General features: G+C 56.0%; 17 protein-coding genes. 5 read left to right on the forward strand and 12 right to left on the reverse strand.

The genetic code is table 11. From position 1 onward, the window contains the following. Positions 1-164: 164 nt before the first annotated feature. From HOY33_RS16205 to HOY33_RS16245, 9 genes are all read right to left on the reverse strand, one after another. Complete coding sequence (locus HOY33_RS16205) at positions 165-1,907, reverse strand: nitrilase-related carbon-nitrogen hydrolase (RefSeq protein WP_172291177.1); 1,743 nt, start codon at positions 1,905-1,907, stop codon at positions 165-167. 162 nt (positions 1,908-2,069) lie between these two features. Beyond that, entirely contained in the window at positions 2,070-2,702 is a 633-nt protein-coding gene (locus HOY33_RS16210) for an ANTAR domain-containing response regulator (protein WP_172291178.1), read from the reverse strand. Continuing rightward, on the reverse strand, positions 2,692-3,858 hold the full coding sequence (locus HOY33_RS16215) for a transporter substrate-binding domain-containing protein (protein WP_172291179.1): 1,167 nt from the start codon (positions 3,856-3,858) through the stop codon (positions 2,692-2,694). The genes HOY33_RS16210 and HOY33_RS16215 overlap by 11 nt, the downstream gene beginning before the upstream one ends. Positions 3,859-3,924: 66 nt before the next feature. Next, on the reverse strand, positions 3,925-4,917 hold the full coding sequence (locus HOY33_RS16220) for an acetamidase/formamidase family protein (RefSeq protein ID WP_172291180.1): 993 nt from the start codon (positions 4,915-4,917) through the stop codon (positions 3,925-3,927). Between the two features lie 56 nt (positions 4,918-4,973). Then, positions 4,974-5,696, reverse strand: coding sequence for an ABC transporter ATP-binding protein (locus HOY33_RS16225; RefSeq protein WP_172291181.1), 723 nt, complete (start codon positions 5,694-5,696; stop codon positions 4,974-4,976). Further along, entirely contained in the window at positions 5,693-6,418 is a 726-nt protein-coding gene (locus HOY33_RS16230) for an ABC transporter ATP-binding protein (protein WP_172291182.1), read from the reverse strand. The genes HOY33_RS16225 and HOY33_RS16230 overlap by 4 nt, the downstream gene beginning before the upstream one ends. Further along, positions 6,418-7,446, reverse strand: a complete 1,029-nt coding sequence (locus HOY33_RS16235; RefSeq protein ID WP_370541772.1) for a branched-chain amino acid ABC transporter permease — start codon at positions 7,444-7,446, stop codon at positions 6,418-6,420. The genes HOY33_RS16230 and HOY33_RS16235 overlap by 1 nt, the downstream gene beginning before the upstream one ends. Positions 7,447-7,482: 36 nt before the next feature. Next, the gene (locus tag HOY33_RS16240) at positions 7,483-8,346 is read right to left on the reverse strand and encodes a branched-chain amino acid ABC transporter permease (RefSeq protein ID WP_172291248.1); all 864 of its coding nucleotides are present in this window, start codon (positions 8,344-8,346) and stop codon (positions 7,483-7,485) included. A gap of 99 nt (positions 8,347-8,445) precedes the next feature. Further along, the gene (locus HOY33_RS16245) at positions 8,446-9,690 is read right to left on the reverse strand and encodes an urea ABC transporter substrate-binding protein (RefSeq protein WP_172291184.1); all 1,245 of its coding nucleotides are present in this window, start codon (positions 9,688-9,690) and stop codon (positions 8,446-8,448) included. Between the two features lie 658 nt (positions 9,691-10,348). On the opposite strand from HOY33_RS16245, the gene HOY33_RS16250 reads away from it, so the two are divergent. Continuing rightward, a complete protein-coding gene (locus tag HOY33_RS16250) occupies positions 10,349-10,747 on the forward strand; it encodes a DUF2502 domain-containing protein (RefSeq protein WP_172291185.1) in 399 nt (132 codons plus the stop codon). 145 nt (positions 10,748-10,892) lie between these two features. Here the strand turns inward: HOY33_RS16250 and HOY33_RS16255 are convergent, their stop codons facing one another. Next, positions 10,893-12,845 carry a bifunctional 2',3'-cyclic-nucleotide 2'-phosphodiesterase/3'-nucleotidase gene (locus HOY33_RS16255; RefSeq protein ID WP_172291186.1) on the reverse strand — a complete coding sequence of 651 codons (1,953 nt, stop codon included), beginning with the start codon at positions 12,843-12,845 and terminating at the stop codon, positions 10,893-10,895. 209 nt (positions 12,846-13,054) lie between these two features. Here HOY33_RS16255 and cysQ point away from each other — a divergent pair, with 209 nt between their 5' ends. Then, on the forward strand, positions 13,055-13,795 hold the full coding sequence (gene cysQ / locus HOY33_RS16260; RefSeq protein ID WP_172291187.1) for a 3'(2'),5'-bisphosphate nucleotidase CysQ: 741 nt from the start codon (positions 13,055-13,057) through the stop codon (positions 13,793-13,795). A gap of 343 nt (positions 13,796-14,138) precedes the next feature. Further along, positions 14,139-14,345, forward strand: coding sequence for a DUF1107 domain-containing protein (locus tag HOY33_RS16265; RefSeq protein ID WP_172291188.1), 207 nt, complete (start codon positions 14,139-14,141; stop codon positions 14,343-14,345). Between the two features lie 136 nt (positions 14,346-14,481). On the opposite strand, the gene HOY33_RS16270 is transcribed toward HOY33_RS16265, so the two are convergent. Both HOY33_RS16270 and msrA read right to left on the reverse strand, forming a co-directional pair. After that, positions 14,482-15,804 carry a hemolysin family protein gene (locus tag HOY33_RS16270; RefSeq protein ID WP_172291189.1) on the reverse strand — a complete coding sequence of 441 codons (1,323 nt, stop codon included), beginning with the start codon at positions 15,802-15,804 and terminating at the stop codon, positions 14,482-14,484. Between the two features lie 264 nt (positions 15,805-16,068). Further along, on the reverse strand, positions 16,069-16,710 hold the full coding sequence (gene msrA, locus HOY33_RS16275) for a peptide-methionine (S)-S-oxide reductase MsrA (RefSeq protein ID WP_172291190.1): 642 nt from the start codon (positions 16,708-16,710) through the stop codon (positions 16,069-16,071). A gap of 304 nt (positions 16,711-17,014) precedes the next feature. Between msrA and HOY33_RS16280 the strand changes: the two genes are divergently transcribed. Together HOY33_RS16280 and HOY33_RS16285 are read left to right on the forward strand one after the other, a co-directional pair. After that, the gene (locus HOY33_RS16280; protein WP_371734389.1) at positions 17,015-18,790 is read left to right on the forward strand and encodes an autotransporter assembly complex family protein; all 1,776 of its coding nucleotides are present in this window, start codon (positions 17,015-17,017) and stop codon (positions 18,788-18,790) included. After that, positions 18,790-22,740 (forward strand): translocation/assembly module TamB domain-containing protein, encoded by a 3,951-nt coding sequence (locus HOY33_RS16285; protein WP_216660539.1) that lies wholly within the window; start codon positions 18,790-18,792, stop codon positions 22,738-22,740. Before HOY33_RS16280 ends, HOY33_RS16285 begins: the two co-directional genes overlap by 1 nt. Position 22,741: the final 1 nt, after the last annotated feature.

Here is a 22,741-nt window from a genome sequence, read left to right on the forward strand (position 1 = left end):
TTTTCCTTTATGAAAATGGCAATAAAGCGTTACATCCGGCGAAAACTTACGGGTAAGCGGCATGTCTGATGATTATGTTTAATGAGTCGCCGGTACGCCTCGTCTGAGTTGCCTGGGCGTTACGTTGAATGAGGCGCTCGGGGAGCGCCTCGCAAGATCGCGGATTAGCGGTGGTCAATCAGCATTGGCCGGTAATGATGTACCTGGCGCATTGCCACCAGATCCTTGCGCCTGACCGCATTTGTCGGCGTCGGACTACCGGCTGGCGAAGCGGTATCGATGGTCAGCGTAGCAATGCCCGATTCCTGCCATAGCACCTGTTCGTGCCGGGGAAACGTGAAGGTTTCCGGCCCGAAGACCCCGCTGTATCCGCCATGCCGATGCGCGCTATCCACGCTGTTGGCAAAGGCCAGATACAGGTTGTTTTCACCGGCCCGGGTGCGGAACAAATGCCAATGCAGGGGATCGGCGCCTACCGGAATCGGGTAACTCTGGGGAACCCGGCTACCGGCGTGACCGCTGACGAAACCGTCGCTGAGCGCAGCGGAACAGGCCACGATGTCGCAGCCCAGCAACGCGAGAATACGGGCGGACTCGGGAAACAGCGCATCGTGTCCCAACAGCAGGCCTATCCGGCCTACCGCCGTATCAAATACCCGCCACTGTTCGCCGGGGATCGCCCATGCCTGATGGGCAAGTGGCAGATGCATCTGCCGGTAGTGGCCGATCATGCCTTCCGGCCCCAGCAACACCTGGGTGTTGTAGTATTTCTGTTCCTGCTGTTCAGCCATGCCGACGACCAGATAAACCCGTAGCGTCATCGCTAAGCGGATCAGCGACTGTAGCGCTGGCGCATCCAGCGTTTGGGCGTGCGTTTCCGGTGCGGCGTATCCTGTCAGCGCCATTTCAGGAAAAACCACCAGTTCGCTGTGTTGTTGGCTGACGGCCTCCCGCGCCAGCGCCACGATCCGGGCGAGGTTGTCCTCAAGGCGATCGGTGGGGGCAAACTGACAGACGGTAATACGGCTTGATTTCCCCGCCGGCAAGGGATGGTGGCCGTACAGGCCGAAGAAGTCGGCGGGATTCCACAGAAAGCTGTCGCTAAGCAGCGCATGATAATCCTGCGGTCGGCGCTGAGTGAAAACCGGTTCACCCAAAACCTGACGCTGGCGGCTTAGCCGGATATCAATCTCGCCATAGGCAATGCCGTCGCCGTTATCCACCACGTCAATCAGCGTCCCGTCCGGAGCAATAATGGCGCTGCCGCCGCTGAATTGCACACCGCGTTCCAGTCCCCAGCGGTTGCTTTCCAGCAGATAGCAGCCATTTTCCATGGCGCGGCTGATCCAGTAAGGGGCGGGCGTGCGTTCCGCCAGCCAATTGCTGATGTGACAGATGATATCCGCGCCGTCCAGCGCCAGCAGCCTGGCGGTTTCGGGGAAATGGATGTCCATGCAGATCAGCATGCCGATCTTGCCGAGCGGCGTCTCAAAAACCTGGTGCCCGACGTCCCCCGCCGCCGCCCACTTGGGTTCGGAAATATAGGGATGACTTTTGCGGTGGCGGCCAATCACCCCTTGCGGGCCGATCAGCAGCGCGCTGTTGTAATACAGTTGGGTTTGAGCATCCACCTCCGGCATACCCAGCACGATATAACATTGATAGCGCTGCGCCAGCTCGCTAAAACGCGCCGATGTTTCGCCGGGCACGGTTTCCACCTGGGCGGCAATTTCCTGGCGGTCATACCAGCAATAGCCGGTTGTCGCCATCTCTGGCGTGGTGATCAGTTTGGCCCCCTGACGGGCGGCTTGTTCCACTAGATCCAGCAGACGGGCGATGTTGGCTTGTTTGGCGAACATCACCGGCTCAAACTGGATGGCGGCAGCAAGAAAAGGAGGTGTTGACATGGCGAATCCTCACTAACGGTTAATGGCGCCGCGACGGTGAGCCGGATTGGCGTCGCAGCATAAAAATCAATGCGTAACGAATATCGATCGCTCGGCTTTTTTGTGGCGCGCCATCCCTGGCCGCCACCCGGATGGGCCGTCGCCAGGGGCGGCGTCAAAAACTTATCCCGGAAGTTTTTTGACCGGCGCGGTGAGGGAAAAAATATCATTGGCCTGAATGAGCACGCTGGACATCTCCTCTACCGTGATACGTTTATCCATCGCCTGATGACGCAGTATCTCGTAGGCCCGCTCCTCGCTGATGCCGTGTATGCGCATCAGGATTGCCTTGGCCTCGCTGACCTGCCTGAGTCCCAGCATCTTTTTTTCCAGTCGTTCAATGCGTTCCATCATGCGTTGACGCTGTTGCCGGTGGTGCAGCGCCATAACCATCGAAGAGAGCAGACCGGAGGCGCGGATCGGGGTGGTAATCGTCGCGCCGGCCCCCATGCTCAGCGCCTGATCGATGAACGTCGGGTTTTCATAGGCGATGATCGAGATCAGCGCGTGCCGGGCGTGATCCAGCCACGGCACATCCGGTTCGGGTTGATCTGACTGGAGGGCAAAGAAAATGAGATCGGTGTCGGCGGGAAGCTGCTCCGGTATCGGCCAAAACGCCTTGACCTTGAATCCCATGCGACGGAGATGTCGGGTCAGCGTTTCACCATCTTCATCATCGGGATGCAGCACCACGCAACGGATCCCCCGGCTGAGGAGCAGGGCGGTGGTGCTGTCGCGGGAGTCATTACGGCGCATTGGGATACTCCACTTTTGTCAGTTTGGTCACCCAGTCTCCCTGAACCTGATTGGTCATATAGGGATCGGGCGCCACGATGCGACGGGATTCTCGTACGATGGTGAATTGCCCCGCGTCGTTGACCTGTCCGATACGGGGATAAAGCCCGGTATGCTGATTTAGCGGATCAATCCTGATTCGCCCCTGCGGCGAATCGAATTCGCTGCCCCGCAGAGCGGATGACAATCGCGGGATCGTGTCGCTGCCGCATTCCCTTACGGCGTTGGCGAACAGGTGCACCTGGCTGTAGGTTGCTTCCCAGTTCATATCGGTTGTCAGATTCGGGCCGAACATCTGGTGAAACTTGTCCAGCGCGGCAAGATTGGCCCGGGTTTGCAGGCTCTGGAAGTAGGGCGAGGACGTGAAATGCCCTACCGCCAGTTCGGCGCCCATCATGGCGATTTCGGTTTCCGAGGTATTCAGACTACCGATCGGCGTCCGCCCGGGATCAAGCCCGACCTCATGATAGGCGCGATAAAGGTAGGGAACGGTCTGGCCGATGACCGTGCTGAAGATAAAATCCGGTTGTTTTTTACGGATCTCTTCCAGTACCGGCAGAAAAGCCTCATAGGGCGCATTGAGGTCAAGATAGCGTTCACCGATAACGGCGCCGTCATCCCGTTGCAACAGTAATTCCTGCATGTTGCGGTTGCATTCGTAAGGAAAAACGTAACGGGAACCGATCATATAGACTCGGGCGCCGAAATGACTGGTGAGATAATCTTCCAACTGGACGCAGTTCTGGTTGGGGGCGGCGCCGCCGTAAAAGATGTTCTCGGAGAATTCAAACCCTTCGTATAGCTGGGAATAAAACAGCAGCCGCTGGTATTTTTCCACGATCGGGGACATGGCTTTGCGGCTGCTGGAAGTATAGCCGCCGAAGATCACATTGACATGGTGTTCGATGATCAACTGCTCCGTCAGCGTCCGAAAGCGCGCATTATCGGAATGCGGATCAAGATGAATGGCCTGTAACGGGCGACCGTTGATGCCGCCGCTCTGATTGATTTCTTCGATTGCCAGGGTTGCCCCGCGCAGTTGCGATTGCTCCTGCGCGGCGGTAACGCCGCTGGACGAGTAGAGTAAACCGATTTTTATTGGTGTGGCCGACCCCATATTGACTCGCTTAATGTTGATAACGGGACTTATCCCGGCGCGTATTCGCCGGAATACCGGAAGTAATTAATGCGCCAGCAGCGTTTTGTTCAGCATCGCGCCTACGGTGTATTTCGGGTCCACCATATTACCCAGCCTGACTTTTCCGCACTGGCTGAGCAGCATATAGGCGTCCCACTGCTCGAAGCCAAAATCTTCAACCAGCCAGTAGATGAGATCCCGATAGGCGATGCGGGTGGCGTCTTCCAAGGGTCTGGCGCTGCCAATACTCATGATGGCGGTGTCGTTTTCCATACGCGGCCAGCTGATCTGCCAGTTCTTGATCAAATCCACCTTGATGGTGGTGACTGACGGATATTCCACCGCGGTTCCGCAGATTTCACCGTCCCCCTGACAGGCATGGGCATCGCCGATGAACAGCCGTCCTCCCGGCGAGCGTACCGGCAGGTAGGTGATGCTGCCGGGGCCGATATCCGGCACATCCATATTGCCGCCGTGATTATCCGGCGTCAGGGAGTTGATGGAGTCGATTTCCGGCGACACGCTCAGGGTGCCGATATGGGGTTTGTAAGGCAGCGTGTGACGCTTGCTCCAGTAGACTTTTTCATTGTCCAGTTTGATCCGGCGGACCTTTTCCGGTAACGGATCGTTGAGCATCGCCGTCAGATCGGTTCCGGTTAGTCCGCCAAAATGCGGGATCATGGCGCAAATGCCGTGCGGATCCTCGCCTCTGGGCTGCATGGATTCGATGTACACGGCCAGCACGTCGCCTTTTTCCGCGCCATTGACCATAATCGGGCCGTTTTGCGGGTTGAGAAACGGCATTTTCAGCAGTTGGCTGGGGATGTCCTGTTCGGACTGAATGGCGCCTTCAAAGGCGTCACGGGTATCGACAATCACCCGATCGCCCGGCTCTATGGTCAACACGGGGGTGGAGTAGGGGCCGATGGTGTAGTGAAATTCCTGCTGCCTCTCTTCGGTCAGATGATGCGTAACCGGTTGACGCTGCGCGCCCACACCGCGTTTGGTCATGATGGAGTCGTCCAGCCATTTTTTCATTGTCTATTCCTCCGCGAAAAATGAGAGCGGCGCCACCAGTGCGGCACCGGTAAAGGTCACAGCGCCAGATAGCGGCGCATCAAGAGATCATCGGACAACTGCTTCTGGTTCAGGGTGTCGATCACCCGCCCTTTATCCATCACGCAGCAACGTTGGGCGGCACGCTGGATCATGGCGATATCCTGCTCGACCAGGATCACCGCGACCCTTAGCTCGCGGGCAATGCGCACCAGCGTATCGGCAATAATATTGACGATGGAGGGCTGTACGCCTTCCGACGGTTCGTCCAGCAGCAGCACTTTCGGCGAGCCGACCAGCGCCCTGGCGATGGCCAACTGTTGCTGTTCGCCGCCGCTCATGGTGCCCGCTTTTTGCTTTAGCCGTTGGCGCAGGATGGGGAAGTAGTCCAGTACCCTTTCCAGCAGATCGCTGGCGAATTCCCGGTGCTCGCGCACGAATTGCATGCCGACCTGCAAGTTCTCCGCCACGGTCAGGCCGGAGAACACTTCACGCCCCTGCGGAACATAGCCGATGCCCAACCGGGCGCGGCGTTGCGGCGTGGCATGGGTGATCTCCGTCTCGCCCAGCAGGATATGGCCTTGATTAACGGGAACCATGCCAATCAGCGAACGCATCAGCGTGGTTTTTCCCACGCCGTTGCGGCCGATCACGCCCAGCACTTCGGCGCTGTATAGCTGAAGCGTGGCGCCGTTCAGCACTAGCCCGCCGCCGTAGCCGCCGGTAATGTCATTCACCTGCATTAATACGTCATTACTCATCCGGCTTTCCCCAAATAGATATCCGTTACGTCATCCCGGGCCAGTACCGCGTCGGCCGCGCCGTCGGCAAAGACCTGTCCCCCGTGTAGTACCGTCACTCTGGATGCAATCTGCCGAACAAAGGTCATATCGTGTTCCACCACCATCAGCGTCAGGCCGTCCTGGCGCATCTGTTTAATCAATTCGCCGGTCAGATAGGTTTCTTCCACCGACAATCCGGCGACGGGTTCATCCAGCATCAGCAACTCGGGTTGCAGCGAAACGGCCATGGCGATTTCAAGCCACTGTTTTTTCCCATGCGACAGGTTGCCGGCCCGTTGGCGATACTCGTCGGTCAGATTGAAACGGTGCAGCAATTCATCCATGCTCGCCGGCTGGTGGCGCGCTTCCGGCCGCAGGTGACGCAGGGACAATCGCAGATGCTGCTCTACGCTCAGATCGGGAAAGATGCCCGGGATCTGAAACTTGATGCTCATGCCCATGCGAATACGCTGAAACGGCGGCAGGGCGTTAAGACGCTGGCCGAAAAAGCGGATTTCTCCGCTGCTCGGCGCGTGCTCGCCGGTCAGCAGTTTGAAAAAGGTGCTTTTGCCTGCCCCGTTGGGGCCGATGACGCAGCGGATTTCTCCCCGACGGATCTGCATATCAACCTGATTGATGACCTGCGCGCCGCCGAAGCGCTTACCCAGCCCCTGAGTTTCCAGAATGATGTCCTGTGTCATCAGGAGCCCTCCGTGTTGCGCTCGGACGGAATGATCCGGCGTATTCTGTCGCCCAGCCAGGGCAGGATGCCGTTGGGAGCGGCCAGAACGACAAACAGCAGAATGGCGCCCAGCAGGATCATGGCGTACTCGCTGCCGTAAACGGCCAGCCATTGGGATAGCCAGACCAGCAGGGCGGTGATGACGATAGTGCCGAAGATATTTTTACGTCCGGCGGTGGCGACCCAGATAACCGGCATGGCGGCGGCGGTCAGCCCCATGGAAGACGGGGTGATATAAGATCCCCACAGGGTATACAACACGCCGGACAGCCCCGACAACATGCCGCCCAGCACGAAAATCAGTAGCTGATAGCGGCGGATATCAATGCCCAGCATCTCTGCCCGGCGGGGATTTTCGCGGATAGAGGCCAGCGTCAGGCCGAAGCCGGAGCGTAATAACCGCCGTACGCCCCAGTAGGCCAGCGCCAGCAGCACGATAATCAGATAATAAAACGCATTGCCTTCCAGAATCAGCCGTTCGCCGTCAAAGCCCGGCAACGAGAGCGGCGGCATGCCGGACATACCGTTAAATCCGTTCAGCCGGGCGCTGCCGATAGTCCACTGCGGGCCGGCGGTCTGTGACATAAAGGTTTCCAGCACCAGCGTAAAAGAGAGGGTGACAATGCCGATGAAAATACCGGTCACGCCGCCATAAAACATCATGTAACCGAGCGCGGCGGCGACGGCTGCCGCCAGCAGCAGCGCCAGTAGAAATCCCGACCAGGTGGACAGCACGCCATCGCCGAAATTCAGCGTGAATACGCCGTAGGCATAACCCGCCAGGCCGAAAAAGGCCGTCTGACCGAAGGACAGGATCCCGCCGTGGCCCCACATGGCGGCCAGCCCGATGGCGCAGAACGTCCACAGCAGGAAGTAAGCGAAATCGCCGATCGTGCCGCTGTCGACGCCCAGCGGCAATAACAGGGCCAACAGCAGGACAAGCCCCGCCGTCCAGGGGACGATTTGACGCTTCCTGGACGGGGCAATCGATACATGGATGGATGATGAGGTCACGGTCGGCTCCTAGCGGTTACGGGTAAACAAGCTGCCAACCCCGTTAGGCAGCAGGCGAATGACCAACATGGCGGTAACCAGCAGACCGATTTGTCCGGCCAGTTGCCCATACCAGGCGTTCAGCCCGGTCTGGATAGCCCCCAGGGTCATGGCGGCGGGAATGGTGCCAACCAGCACATTGGCGCCGCCAACTACCACGGAAACAAAAGCCTGCACGATAAAGCTGCTGCCCATGGTGGGGACGGCGGTGAGCGTCGGGGCGTATATGGCGCCCGCCAGCCCGGCCAATCCGGCGCCCAGCGCGAATGTCTGGGTATAGAGGCGGTCGGTTTCCAGCCCCAGACAAGCCGCCATGCGGGCATTCTGGATAGTTGCACGGGCGCAGACGCCATAATTGGTATGAAAAAACAGCCAGTACAACAGCAGCAGAATGGCGATGGCGAAAAGCGGCAACAGCGCCCGATAAGTGGCGAAAGAGTATCCTCCCAGCATAAAGGATCCAAAAGGCGTGGACAGCCCTTCCAAAGACGGCCCAGCCAGCAGCAGCATACTTTGCTGCACGATCAGACTGATCGCCCAGGTCGCCACCACCGAGTCATACAGCCGGTGGTAAAGGTGGCGCACCACCAGCCGCTCGATGACCCCGCCGGCGAAAGCGGCGGCCAATGAACCGGCCAGCATCGCAAGCGGCAGCGGCAGGCCGGATTTGTTCAGTGAGATCGTGACGTAGGCGCCGCACATGATGAATTCACCATGCGCCAGATTAATCACCCCCATCATGCCGAAGATCACCGCCAGACCCAGCGCGGCGAGCACCAGATAGGCAAAGTTGTCTCCGAACTGATAAATCACCGAATAAAGAAAGGAGAGCATCTGCTGAAAATCCTTAGTGCCCTGCGCGACACCGTCAGAAAGGGATAACATCAGGGAGGCGCCGTTTGGCTGGCGCTTCCCCGACCGTAAGCCGCCAGGTTATGCTTTGGGCGGATTAGACGGCGTATACTGGCTGGTGTCCGGTTTCACCGGCAGATTACAGCCCGCCTCGCCCAGCCAGTAAGGTTTGATGTCAGGCCAGACTTTGGGGATCTCGACGGAGTGATCTTCTTTGACATGGGCCAGATAGATGGTGTGGCTCAGATGATGGCTTTTAGGATCGATACAGACCTTGCCGGACGGGCCGTCGGTACAGATATCCCCGCTTTCCAGCGCCTGACGCACCGCGACCTGATCGGCGCTGTTGGCGCGCTCGACCGCGAGTTTGTACAGGTAAACGGCGTCATAAGCGTTGGCGGCTTCCTGATTGATGTAAGGTTCGTTAGGAAATTTGGCGCGGAAACGCTGCTTAAAGTCATTACTCGCCGGCGTATCCACTTCTTCCATATAATTCGCGGTAATGTACATATCTTTCAAGGCGGGCGCCTTAAAGCGTTTATGCTCGTAGGCCTGAGCCACATTGACGGAGCTGGCCATCGGCAGATTGAGTTTTGCCGCCGCCTGCTGCTCGTAATAGGAAGACTGATTGGTGCCCACCAGTAGCGTCATGACAAAGTCGGGTTTGGCCTGCTGGATATTCTGAATGGTTTGCCCGAACTGGGATACGCTGAGCGGAATAAACTCTTCACCGACCATGGTGCCGCCGTTCTCTTCAACAATCTTCCGCACCCATTCCGCTGAAATCTGGCCGAAATTATAGTCGGCGGCGATGGTGTAAACCTTTTTGCCGTATTTTTCCATCATCCAGGGAATTAGCGTGGAAAATTGCTGTTCAGGCACGGCGCCGGTAACGAAAACGTTGGTATCGCAAACCCCGCCTTCATACTGGTTGTTATACCAGTAGAGTTGTTTTTCCCGATCCATGATTGGGCGGATGGCTTCACGCGACGCGCTGGAGAACGCGCCGAAAATAACATCGACTTTATCTGTTCTGATTAAACGGCGGGCCATTTGCTGGAAGCGGGTATTATCGGATTGCGTATCATATTTTATCAATTCAACCGGGCGTCCGAGAATACCGCCCTGGGCATTGATTTCTTCGATAGCTAATTCGGTGGCATGGATCTTGGGAATAACCGGAAGAGCAAAATTACCGGAAGCATCTTCCAATAAGCCAATCTTTATCGGTTCATCTGCTGCGGACGCCACACCTGAAAAGGTCACTGCAAATGCGGAAGCGATCGCAAGTGTCAGAGCGGCGTAATTACCTTTTATTCTGGACATAAATACCCCTGGTGTTGGTCTGGAAAGAAGCAAAAAAAAAGAGCCCTGCATAGTCTGAAGACCTTGCATGGGCTCTATTGCCTTCACCACAAACCGACATCATTGGCGGTCTTGCGGAGAGTGAAATCTACTATAAAAAGTAAATCAAAGTGTTGTCAATGGTTAATTTTCCAATATAAATCATAGAGTAAAAACATATGCCGTCGCACTGTTACTGAACAGGCCTGCACGAATTTTGTGCAGATGAATAAGCAAAAAAGACATACTGCTAAGGTCTGATTATTTATAAAATATCACTATTATTTTATTGGCGTCGGCAACGTTAATAGCGATAAGAAATCATTATTGTTAATGGAATGCACTGGATAAGGGATAAAGAAATTTTTCACTTCAACATTCAATAACGGGTTTATTTTGTCAGTATCCGGCTGCGGTTTCATTATTTAGTACGCTTAAACGCGGTGAGTCCATTATTCGGCGCTGTCTTGGCAAATACGATACGCCAAGGCAGTGCGTTAACCCTGTTTGTCGACGGTGTGTCAGTAAATCGTTAAGAAGCGTAAAGCAAGGAAAATGGGCGGTTGTCTGATAGTGGATGCGCATCATTCCCCGTATATCTTCGCCTATCCGCAGTAGCGGCTAAGGAAGGAGTAACCCTATGTTTAAGCCACTGTTAGTCAGTACCCTGTTGGTTGGGATGTTCGCCATGACGCCCGCGGCGCAAGCCGACAGCATCAGTATCGATATACTGCCTGGCGTGACGCTGAATATCGGCGATCGCGATCGCCGCGGTTATTACTGGGATGGCTATGACTGGCGAAGCGAACGCTGGTGGCGTGAACACCGTGGCGCTTATCGTGGCGAACGTAATCGGCATGGTCACTATTGGGATGGCTGGCGCTGGCGTGATGTAGGCTGGTGGCGCGAACATCAACGCGGCCCGCGGCACTTCGACGATCGCCGCGCGTATCGTGAGCATTACCGAGACGATCGCGGCCCCCGATGGCATAAAAAGCGTGACCGGGATGATTGGGACGATGACCGGGATGATGATTAAAATGCGCCCGGAGCCGTTATTTGATCACCGATAACCCGCCAATAACAACCACGTCCCGCAATGGGCGTGGTTGAGGCTGCCGATAAAATCATGGGTTGTCGCCCCTCCCGACTCTCTTTTTAACCGGGCGGGGAGCAAGCCGGTATCACGGCTTGTTCTGCAGATCGAGACGATAAACGGCAAACCCGGCGTCGTCATTGCCGAGGGCCGTCATCGGGTATTGGGCTTTTTGGTTAATAAACGCCGCCGCCTTAGCGGATGGCGAGGTTTCAAAGCGGATATCCAGCGGCGTATCGCTGCTGATAGGCGCCAGTCGCCAGTTATTGTCCGCCTGTGGGTTGACCGCCCCCGACTTTTTGGTTTCCGCGCTGATATAAGCCGTCAGTACGGCGCGGTTTTCATCCGGCGAGGCAAAGGCGACGTATTTTTCCCCGGTGCCGGCGAACTTCTCGCCATAAGCGCGATAGTTGTTGGTGGCAATGAGGAACGTGGCATCGGGATCGATGGCTTTACCGCCAAACGTCAAGTTTTTGATGCGCTGCGCCTTGTCGTTGATTAAGGCGCATTCGCCGTCATAACGTGCGGGCTGGGTGACATCAATCTGATAATCCACGCCGTCGATAACATCAAAATTATAGGTACGGAAACCTTCCCAGTTGAGTAATTGCTGGGGTTGGTTATTGCGGATATCGATCTGGTTAAACTGTCCCGCCGAGCATTCCAGCCACTCCCGAACCGCTTTACCGCTGACTTTAACCACCACCAGCGTGTTGGGATAAAGGTAAAGATCGGCGGCATTACGGAAGGTTAACCGGCCTTTTTCCACTTCCACGTAACTGGCCGGGTCGTTTTTACGTCCGCCGGCTTTAAACGGCGCGGCGGCGGAAAGCACCGGCAAATCGGCCAGATCGGGATCGCCCTCAATAAAGTGTTCAACATAAGCGCGCTGGGCATTGTTGACGATCTGCACCGTCGGATCGTCCTGGATCAGCGAAAGATAGCTGTACATATTATCGGCTGATTGACCAATCGGCTTGCCGACGAACTCGCGGGTATCCCGGTGGGCGTCAGACAACACATCGACCAGCTTTCGATCTTCCGCGGCCAGCGATTTTTTTTGCGCCTTGTCGTAAATTGGTCTGGCTTCCGCTTTCGCCTGCTCGACGCGCCATACGCCGCTGTGGTTATTTAATACCAGATCCACCACGCCGAGATGATCGCCCCATTGGCCCGGCATCACCGCGGGAATGCCGTTGAGCGTGCCTTGCGTGATGTCCGCGCCTTTAATCGCCGCAAAGTCTTTACTGGGGAAAACGGCATGAGCGTGGCCGAACATGATGGCATCAATGCCTGGAATTTGGCTGAGATAGTAGACGGAGTTTTCCGCCATGGCTTTGTAAGGTTCCGCGGAGAGGCCGGAGTGAGGAATGGCGATCACCAGATCGGCGCCCTGTTTGCGCATTTCCGGCACCCATTTTTTGGCGCTTTCGGTGATATCCTCAACCGTGACATGACCGGCCAGATTCGCCTTGTCCCACACTAGGATCTGCGGTGGAACGAAACCAATGTAGCCGATGCGTAAGAGATGGGATTTACCCTGGCGATCGATGACCGGCTTCTCTTCTATCCGATAAGGCGTGAACAGCGGTTTGCCGGTTTTGGCGTCCAGCACGTTGGCGTTCACATAGGGGAATTTTGCCCCTGCCAGCGCCCGATGCAGGTAATCCAGGCCATAGTTGAACTCGTGATTGCCAATGTTGCCCACGGAGTAATCAAGCGTATTGAGCGCCTGATAGACCGGGTGGATTTCACCGTCGGTCAACCCCTTGTCCGCCATGTAATCCCCTAAGGGACTTCCCTGGATAAGATCGCCGTTATCCACCAGTACACTGTTCGTCGCCTGTTGGCGGGCGGCATGAATCAGGCTGGCGGTACGCACCAGACCAAATTTATCGGTTGGCGTATCTTTGTAGTAATCGAAATCCATCATATTACTGTGCAGATCGGTGGTTTCCATCACCCGCAAATCCACGATAGCGGCGTGGGCTGTGGTGGCGATCAGCGTAGCAAGCAGGCTTAATGCCAGCGAAGGCTTCATGACTCAGCTCCTTGGAGAAAATATATTGTGCGGGCTATATCTCATATAATGATGAATTCAGGGTGAATTATCATCACAAAATGTGATGCTGGCCTAGAATGACGCCAATAATGGTCGATTGTTGCATCGTTGTATAATGATAAGGATGAAGCAGGTGTGACGCGATGGTTATCCGTTCCACTACATAACCGGTAACGACGAGGTAGAAAATGCTAGAACACATTTGCCAATTGGCCCGCGATGCTGGTGCCGCCATTATGCAGGTCTATGAGGGGCGCCAGCCTATTGAGGTCGCCCATAAGAAAGATGATTCGCCGGTGACGGCCGCCGATCTGGCGGCACATCAGGTGATCAAGGCAGGACTGGCGGCGACGTTTCCGGATATTCCGTTGCTGTCCGAAGAGGCTCCTCCGCCGTGGTCGGAACGCCGGCACTGGCAACGCTATTGGTTGGTCGATCCGCTGGACGGCACCAAAGAGTTCCTCGGCCGTAATGGGGAGTTTACGGTGAATATCGCGCTGATTGAAAACGGTCAGGCGGTGCTGGGCGTGGTGTATGTTCCGGTGACCGGCGTGATGTATGCCGCCGCCGGGGGGAAAGCATGGAAAGAAGAGAACGGGGAACGCCGGCAGATCAATGTGCATGATGCGCGTCCGCCGCTGGTGGTGGTGAGCCGTTCGCACGCGGATCAAGAACTGAAAGACTATCTCAGTCAGTTGGGGGAACATCAAACGGTCGCTATCGGGTCGTCGCTGAAATTTTGTCTGGTAGCGGAAGGCAAGGCCCAGCTTTATCCTCGTTTTGGGCCAACCAACGTGTGGGATACGGCGGCCGGACATGCGGTTGCGGCGGCGGCCGGCGCACAGGTTCATGACTGGCAGGGGAAACCGCTGTCTTACACGCCGCGGGAGTCGTTCCTGAATCCCGGTTTTCGCGTATCGCTATTCTGAGCTTCCCTTTCTTTCTCTTTCAGTAACCGATGCAGCAGGCAGACAGCCTGCTGCACGTCCTACGCCGCGTCTATTCGTCGGCTGCCCGGCTAGTCCGTCATGCGATGGGGGGCAGCGCGCAAATACCTACTTTTTGAATGTTTATACTGATGGAAAGCAGATTGCATAAACACTCATCTGTAAAAGAGTGTAAAAGCAGTGAAGAATCCTGCCGAATAGGGAACTAAATATCGTTTTATTGTACTAATCTATCAGTATCCGTTATCTCATTAGCGCGTTGAGTCTCTGGCCGCGTTGGTCATGGAAAGCGCGTAGAAAAATAAAACGGGAGGAGAGTAAAACGATGAGGATCTTCGAACGTTACAACCCGATGAAGGTCGCCAAGTATGTGAAAACGCTGTTTCGTGGGCGATTGTATATTAAAGGCGTTGGGACTTTTGAGTTCGATTACGGCAAAATTGTATTGCCAAAGACGCAAGACAGACAGCATCTGCTGGTGATGTCTGAAGTTAATCGTCAGGTTATCAGGCTACAGGCCGAAATGGGCTGACAGCGCAAGCGGATATGCCGAACCGATGTTTTACGGCATTCATCATCGATAGAAGAGGATGTTGGGTTGGATAGTATTCCGACTCAACTTGCCAGCGCCATACCGAGGTATGGCGCTGGCTTATTTTCGCCTAAAATTATTTTTTCTCATCTTTTTTGGCAATGCCGGCGACGGATTTGTCTTCCAGACGGGTCACCAGCAACTGGTCGATCTTATAGCTGTCGATATCCACCACTTCAAATTTGAATCCGGAAAAGCGCACAAAATCGGTGCGTTTCGGGATCTTGCGCAGGGTGTACATCATAAAGCCGCCGATGGTTTCATAGTTTCCGGAATGAGGGAAATCGTCGATACACAACGCCCGCATCACATCCTCTATCGGCGTACCGCCCTCGATTAACCAGGAATTTTCATCACGGGCGACGATCTGTTCTTCCTGCCCCTGACCGACTAAATCACCCATCAAGGTGGTCATGACATCGTTAAGGGTAATAATACCGACCACCAGCGCATATTCGTTTAGAATAACCGCAAAGTCCTCTCCGGCGGTTTTAAAACTTTCCAGTGCTTCAGACAGCGTCAGCGTATCGGGCACGATCAGCGCAGGGCGGATTTGCACGCCGCTGTGCAACTCAAGGCTTTGGTTTCCCAACACCCGGATCAGCAGATCTTTTGAGTCGACATAGCCGATAATCTGATCGATGTGACCATCGCAAACCAGGAATTTGGAGTGCGGCTGCTGGGCGATTTTCTCTTTGATTTGCGCTTCCTGTTCATGCAGATCAAAAAAAACCACGCTTTCACGCGATGTCATGGAGGAGGGAACCGTGCGCGACTCCAGCTCGAATACGTTTTCGATCAGCTCATGCTCCTGCTTACGCAACACCCCCGCCAGCGCGCCCGCTTCCACCACGGCGTAAATATCGTCAGAGGTGATGTCATCCTTGCGCACCATCGGCAACTTAAGCAGCCGGAAAATCACGTTCGCCAGACCGTTAAACACCCACACCAGCGGGCGAAAAACAAAAAGACAGAAGCGCATGGGGTTGATAATGCGGATAGCGACGGCCTCCGGCGCGATCATCCCAATGCGTTTCGGCGTGAGATCGCCAAATAGAATAAACAGGCTGGTCACCAGCACGAAAGAGCAGATGAAGCTGACTTTGTCGGCCGATTCCGGCGACATGAACTGTTCAAACACCAGGGCGAAGGTGGGAGAAAAGGCGGCATCGCCGATAATCCCTGCCAGAATGGCGACCGCATTGACGCCAATCTGAATGACGGTAAAGAAAATCCCCGGCGTTTCCTGGAATTTTAATACCATATCGGCATTGAGGTTTCCTTCGTCGGCCATCAGCTTAAGTTTTATTTTACGGGACGCGGCCAGTGATATTTCGGAAAGTGCAAAAAATGCGCTGATGGCAATAAGGGCAATAATAAGTAGTAGACTGTTTAACATAGTATTCTCGCTTTGGCCCGCAATGGGGGAAGGCGATCCTCAGAAAGGCAAATCATCTCAGATAACGCACAACAAGCCGTTAACAGGGCCAGGCGTTGGCCCAAATTATTTTTAATATACCCGTCATCTTTCAAGTCGCGGATGCGTTGGCCGGACAAATTCGTCGCCGACGAATTTGTCACTCGGCTGCCGCCTTTCCGCGCGTTGAAATTTATTGGATATAGCGGGGCATTATAACAGGAGCGGTGAAATTACCGCCAGATCTTAACGCAGGGGAGGGAGGCAGACGCCAATGCCGCCTAAGCCACAGTAGCCGCCCGGATTTTTATGCAGGTATTGCTGGTGTTCATCCTCGGCGAAATAGAACGGGCCGGCAGGGACGATTTCGGTGCTGATTGTCCGGTTATCGCCGCTGTCGATCATCGCCTGCTGGAAGCGCCGGTAGCTATCTTGTGCTTCTTGCTCCTGCTGCGGCGTGAGGGGATAAATACCAGAGCGATACTGGGTGCCGATATCGCCGCCCTGACGCATCCCCTGGGCGGGATCGTGATTTTCCCAGAAAAGCCGCAACAGTTGGGCGTAATCGATCGTCTGGGGATCAAAAACGACGCGTACCGCTTCGGCATGGCCGGTTTTCCCGCTGCACACCTCACGGTAAGTGGGGTTGGGCGTATAGCCGCCGGTATAGCCTGCGGCGGTGCTGTAGACGCCGGGTTGCTGCCAGAAAAGACGTTCTGCCCCCCAGAAACATCCCATCGCAAAGAGCGCCACCTCCATGTTGTCCGGCACATGCGTCATGGAGTGTTCGCTAACGGCATGCAGTCTGGCGACCGGCATCGGCGTGATGCGCCCGACCAAGGCGTCGGACTGTTTGATCCGCTGCGTTTTATCAACATTGTGTACCAATTTGTCTACTCCCGGGAATGACGGTGAAAGTCAGGTGATTGGCGAATGATTGAATGTAGAGCATAACCGAGAAGTTTCAGCCTGTCTTGATAACTCACTCTTGTTTAATGTTAAGGTTATGTGTATCCGCGACGCGGCATTTTAGAATTTACAGGTTAAAATCTATATTTAAAGGAAAATAGTAATATTTCCCGCTGGTTTGGAACCCCGGTTGTATGAGGCGCGGTTATATAACGATGGGGATATAAAAGCAACGCGATGGATTTAATATGACAGAACGAGGTTATCAGGGAGCTAAGTGACTATTTTTACAGGACAAAAAAACAGCCTTTCAGGCTTTTGTGCGCCACGTTGCCGTGCCTTGGGATTATTGTGCGTACTGCTATTTCCGGTTGAGAGTTTTGCCGCCAATGTGCGTTTACAGGTCGTTGGATTGGAAGGCGCACTGCAAAAGAATGTGCGGGCGCGTTTATCCACCATTGCCGTCGATGAAGTCAATGCCGATGGCCGCTTCCGATCGCGCGTAGACGATGCGATTCGTCAGGGATTACGCGCGCTGGGCTATTATGACCCGCAGATTGCCTTTGAATTCCGTCCGGCGGTAAACGGCGGACGCCCGGTTCTGATTGCCAGCGTGACGCCCGGCGAACCGGTGAAAATCGCCGATGTGAACGTGGTTCTGCGCGGCGGCGCCCGCGAAGACGCGGATTTTCAGCAACGGGTGCGGGATGATAGCCCGCAGATCGGTACGGTGCTGAACCACGGTGATTACGACAGTTTTAAAAATTCGCTGAATAGTCTGTCGCTGCGTAAAGGCTATTTCGACGCCCATTTTTTGCAGAGCCGGTTAGGCGTCATGCAGGAAGCGCGTCAGGCATTTTGGGACATCGATTTCGACAGCGGCGAACGCTACCGTTTTGGCGAGGTTAAATTCCAGGGCGCGCAAATCCGTGATGATTACCTGCAAAATCTGGTGCCCTTTCATAGCGGCGATCCCTACAGCAGTGAAAATCTCGGCGAGTTAAACCGCCGTCTGTCGGCCACGGGCTGGTTCAACTCAGTGGTGGTCTCGCCGGATTTCAGCCAGTCGAAGGAAAACAAGATCCTGCCGCTGGATGCGGTGGTAACGCCCCGAACCCGCAACAGAATAGAAACCGGGGTTGGTTACGCCACTGACGTGGGGCCGCGTTTTAAAACGACCTGGAATAAACCCTGGCTGAATTCTCGCGGACACAGTCTGGAAAGCAGCCTCAGCGTGTCCGCACCGGAGCAGTCGCTCGATCTGAGTTACAAAATCCCGTTGCTGAAGAACCCGTTAGAGCAGTATTACCTGTTGCAGGGGGGATTCAAGCGCGAAGACCTCAATGATACCCAATCCGACTCCACCACGCTGAACGTGGCGCGCTACTGGGATTTGTCCAGCGGTTGGCAGCGGGCCATCAACCTGCGTTGGAGTCTCGATCACTTTACTCAAGGCAGCGTGACGGACACCACCATGTTGCTCTATCCCGGCGTAAGTATTAACCGCACCCGCCAGCGCGGCGGGCTGATGCCGGTATGGGGCGACAGCCAGCGCTACTCGATTGATGTTTCCGATACCCTATGGGGGTCGGATATTGATTTTGCGGTTTTCCAGGCGCAAAACGTCTGGATCCGCACGCTTGAGGAGAAGCACCGGTTTGTCGCCCGCGGCAATCTGGGATGGATTGAAACCAACAGTTTCTCACGCGTTCCTCCTTCCTTGCGTTTCTTCGCCGGGGGCGATCGCAGCATCCGCGGTTACAAGTACAAATCGATATCGCCGCGCGACAGCGAAGGGAAATTGACCGGGGCGTCTAAACTGGTCACCGGATCGCTGGAATATCAGTACAACGTGAGTGGAAAATGGTGGGGGGCCGTGTTCGTGGATTCGGGTGAGGCGGTCAACGATATCAAACAGGATGACTTTAAAACCGGGGCGGGGGTGGGCGTTCGCTGGGCATCCCCGATTGGCCCGGTGAAGTTTGATCTTGCTATGCCGATTGGCGATGCAGAAAAAAATAACGTGCAATTCTATATCGCGTTGGGGCCGGAACTATGATGTTGTTGAAAAACGCGAACCTGATGAAAAAAATCGGCATTGGCGCGATCGCTTTCCTGTTGTTATTACTGACGGCGGTGGTGCTGCTGGTGGGAACCACGCCGGGGTTGCACCTGCTGCTGAACGGCGCGACACGCGTGGTGCCGGGGCTGGATATCGCCAGCGTCAGCGGCGGCTGGCGTGATCTGACGCTGAGGAACGTCAGCTATCAGATGCCGGGGGTAACGGTTAAGGCGGGCGAGTTTCACCTGTCGCTGGCGCCTGGCTGTTTGCGACGCAGCCAGCTTTGCGTCAACGATTTGTCGGCGCGAAATGTTGATGTGGCGGTGGACACCGCATCACTGCCGGCGGCGGACGAAGCGCCGCCGTCCAGCGAGCCGCTGACCGAGTTGTCCGCGCCGTTTCCGATCGCTTTGCGTCAACTGACCCTGAATAACCTGCGGGTCACCGTGGATGACACGGCAATTTCCCTGGCTGAATTCCGTACCGGCATGCAATGGGAAGGGCGAAAGCTGACGCTGCTGCCGACCAAAATCAGCGCGTTACTGGTGGCATTGCCGAAAACGCCCGTCGACGTGCTTGAAGATGGAAAAGTTACGGCGGCGGAAGTCGCGGCGGTGGTGAAAGAGACGGCAGCCGACGTTCGTCAATCGGTTGAAAACGGCGCGTCGCAAACGATTCAGATTGATAAGACCTTATCAGTTCCTAAACCGCGTTCGGAAACGCCGGCCGATCGGTCCGCCGCGGAAACCCTGGCCGGCTCCGCTCAGCAGGACGACGCGTTGCCTGAACAACCGCTCGGCGAGCGGTTGGCGGCGCTGTTCGCCAAACCGTTATTACCCGATTTGCCGCAGTTCACGTTGCCGCTGGATCTGAATATTACCGAAATTCACGGTGAACAACTGCGGCTGACGGGCGATCAGGACATCCTGATTTCCGATCTGCGGATTCAGGCGTCAACACAAAATCAGCGCCTGCGTCTGAGCCAATTTGTCGTGCAATCGCCACAGGGTGGGCTGAACGTTCGCGGCGAGGCGACGCTCAGCGATAGCTGGCCGGTCTCCCTGACGGCAAATGGCGTGCTGAATGTTGATCCGCTGAAAGGCGAAACGTTGAAGCTGACCGTTGACGGCGGTCTGCGCGAGCAATTGAATGTGGCGCTTAATTTGTCCGGCCCGCAGCGGGCGCAGTTAAATGTGCAGACTGAACTGGCGCAGGCGGGGCTGCCGCTGGAACTGACGCTGCAAACCGAGCAGGTGCGCTGGCCGTTGACGGGGGAAGCGCAATATCAGGCAAACGATCTGCGCTTGCGGGTGAGCGGTAAGGCGACGGATTACGCCGTCTCGCTGCGCAGCGATATTCGTGGCGCGGACTTGCCGCCGGCGACGCTGTTGCTGGACGGCAAAGGCAACGAGCAGCAATTTAATCTGGCCCGACTGCGTTTATCCGTCCTGCAAGGCAATGCGGATCTGAGCGCCGTGGTGGACTGGAGTAAGGCCATCAGTTGGCGCAGCGAACTAATATTGAGCGGCATCAATACGGCGAGGCAGTGGCCCGACTGGCCGGCGAAAGTGGACGGCAAGGTGACGACGCGCGGCAGCGTGTACGGCGGCAGTTGGCAGCTACAGGTGCCGGAACTGCGTCTGGACGGCAACGTGAAGCAGAATAAGCTGACCGCCCGCGGCGAACTGCGGGGAAATGCGGCCGGTCAGTGGCAAATCCCCGGGCTTAATCTGGCGCTCGGGCCTAATCAACTGAATGTTAAAGGCGAGTTGAGCGATAAGTGGCAATTGGATGCCGATATCAATGCGCCGTCGCTTACCGGCATGTTGCCCGGTCTGGCGGGGCGCGCGAACGGTACGCTGAAATTGCGCGGCAACCTGCGCGAACCGCAAATTCTGGCGGATATCACGGCATCGGGACTGCGCTGGCAGGCCATGTCAATCAGCCGCATCAACGTTGAGGCGGACGTACGCTCTGAGCAACAGATTCAGGGGCAGCTTCGGGTGCGGCTTGAGCAACTGCGTCAGGAGAGTCTGAATATCGCTTTACTGACGCTGAATGCCGACGGCAATGAGAAGCAGCATCAGCTGCGTTTGACGATGGAAGGCGAACCGGTATCCGGGCAATTGGCGCTGTCCGGCAGCTTCGATCGTCAGGAACAGCGCTGGCGCGGTACGCTGAACAATACCCGCTTTGACACGCCGGTCGGCGAGTGGCGTTTGACGCAGGCCGTGGCGCTGGATTACCTGAATGCTCAGCAAAAAATCACTATCGGCACGCATTGCTGGCGCAATCCTCATGCCGAGCTTTGCGTCCCTCAACCGATTGAAGCCGGGCCGAGCGGTCAAGCGAGTATCCGGTTAAATCGCTTTGACTTAGCCATGCTCAAACCCTTCCTGAGTGAGGATACGGCGCTGGCGGGAACCTTCACCGGCGGCGCTGACGTTAGCTGGCAGGCCGGGCAAAGTTTACCGCAGGCGAAAGTGACGCTAGTGGGCGACGGCGTCAATGTCCGGCAAAATGTCCAGGGTAAAACGCTGCCCGTGGCGTTCGACACCTTAACCCTGAACGCCGGGATCGACCGCGGCCGCGCCCAGCTTGGCTGGCTCATCGCCATTCAGGATAACGGCCGTTTCAGCGGCGATGTGCAGATTACCGATCCGCAGGTCAGACGTAATCTCAGCGGCAATATTGCCATCAGTAATCTCTCTCTGGCGTTTCTCAACCCGGTGTTGCAGAAAGGGGAGAAAGTAGCCGGGATACTGAACGCCAATTTGCGTTTGGCGGGGAATGCGCAACGGCCGCAGATCTTCGGCCAAATGGTGCTGGATCGATTGGATGTCGACGGCAGTTGGATGCCGATCGATCTGACCACCGGGCGGCTGGCCGTGAGTTTCAACGGCATGTCCTCAACCTTGCAGGGTTTCCTGCGAACGGATAACGGGCAGTTGACGTTGGGCGGGAATGCGGACTGGGCGCAACCTGATGCCTGGCGGGCGCGTATTGCCGCCAAAGGGCAGCGGATCCGGGTGACGGTGCCGCCGATGGCGCGTCTGGATGTTTCGCCCGACATTGTGTTCGAGGCCACGCCGCAGTTGTTCGCGTTGAATGGCTCGGTCAGTATTCCCTGGGCGCGGATTGTGGTTAATGAACTGCCTGAAAGCGCGGTGGCGGTTTCGTCGGACGAGGTGATGTTGGATGAACAGCGTCAGCCGCTGGAGCAGGCTTCCGCCTCAATACCGATCAATAGCAACCTGACCATCCGTATCGGCAATGATGTGCGGCTGGATGCCTATGGACTCAAAGCGCGTTTGCAGGGCGACCTGAAAATGGTGCAGGATGAACGCGGGCTGGGGTTGAATGGGCAGATCGATATTCCTTCCGGCCGTTTCAAGGCTTATGGACAGGATCTTATCGTCCAGAAAGGGCAGTTACTGTTCTCTGGCCCGCCGGATCAGCCTCTGCTCAATATTGAGGCGGTGCGTAATCCCGACAATACGGCGGATGACGTGACCGCAGGCGTCCGCGTCACCGGGATGGCGAGCGCGCCTAAGCTTGAGGTTTTCTCCGACCCGGCCATGTCGCAGCAGGAAGCCCTGTCATATCTGCTCCGGGGCGAAGGGCTTGAGAGCAGCGGCGCCGATAGTGCGGCGATGACGTCGATGCTTATTGGTTTAGGGGTTGCACAAAGTGGTCAAGTTGTGGGTAAAATCGGCGAGGCGTTTGGCGTAAGTAATTTAGCTCTGGATACACAGGGCGCTGGCGACGATTCTCAGGTGGTTGTCAGCGGTTACGTCCTTCCTGGCCTGCAAGTTAAATACGGTGTTGGCATATTTGATTCTTTGGCGACGTTGACGCTGCGTTACCGTTTAATGCCGAAACTATACTTGGAAGCGGTGTCTGGTATCGATCAGGCATTAGATGTGCTCTATCAGTTTGAGTTTTAGC

It is taken from the genome of Brenneria sp. hezel4-2-4 (genome assembly GCF_013155275.1).
Taxonomy (GTDB): Bacteria; Pseudomonadota; Gammaproteobacteria; order Enterobacterales; family Enterobacteriaceae; genus Brenneria.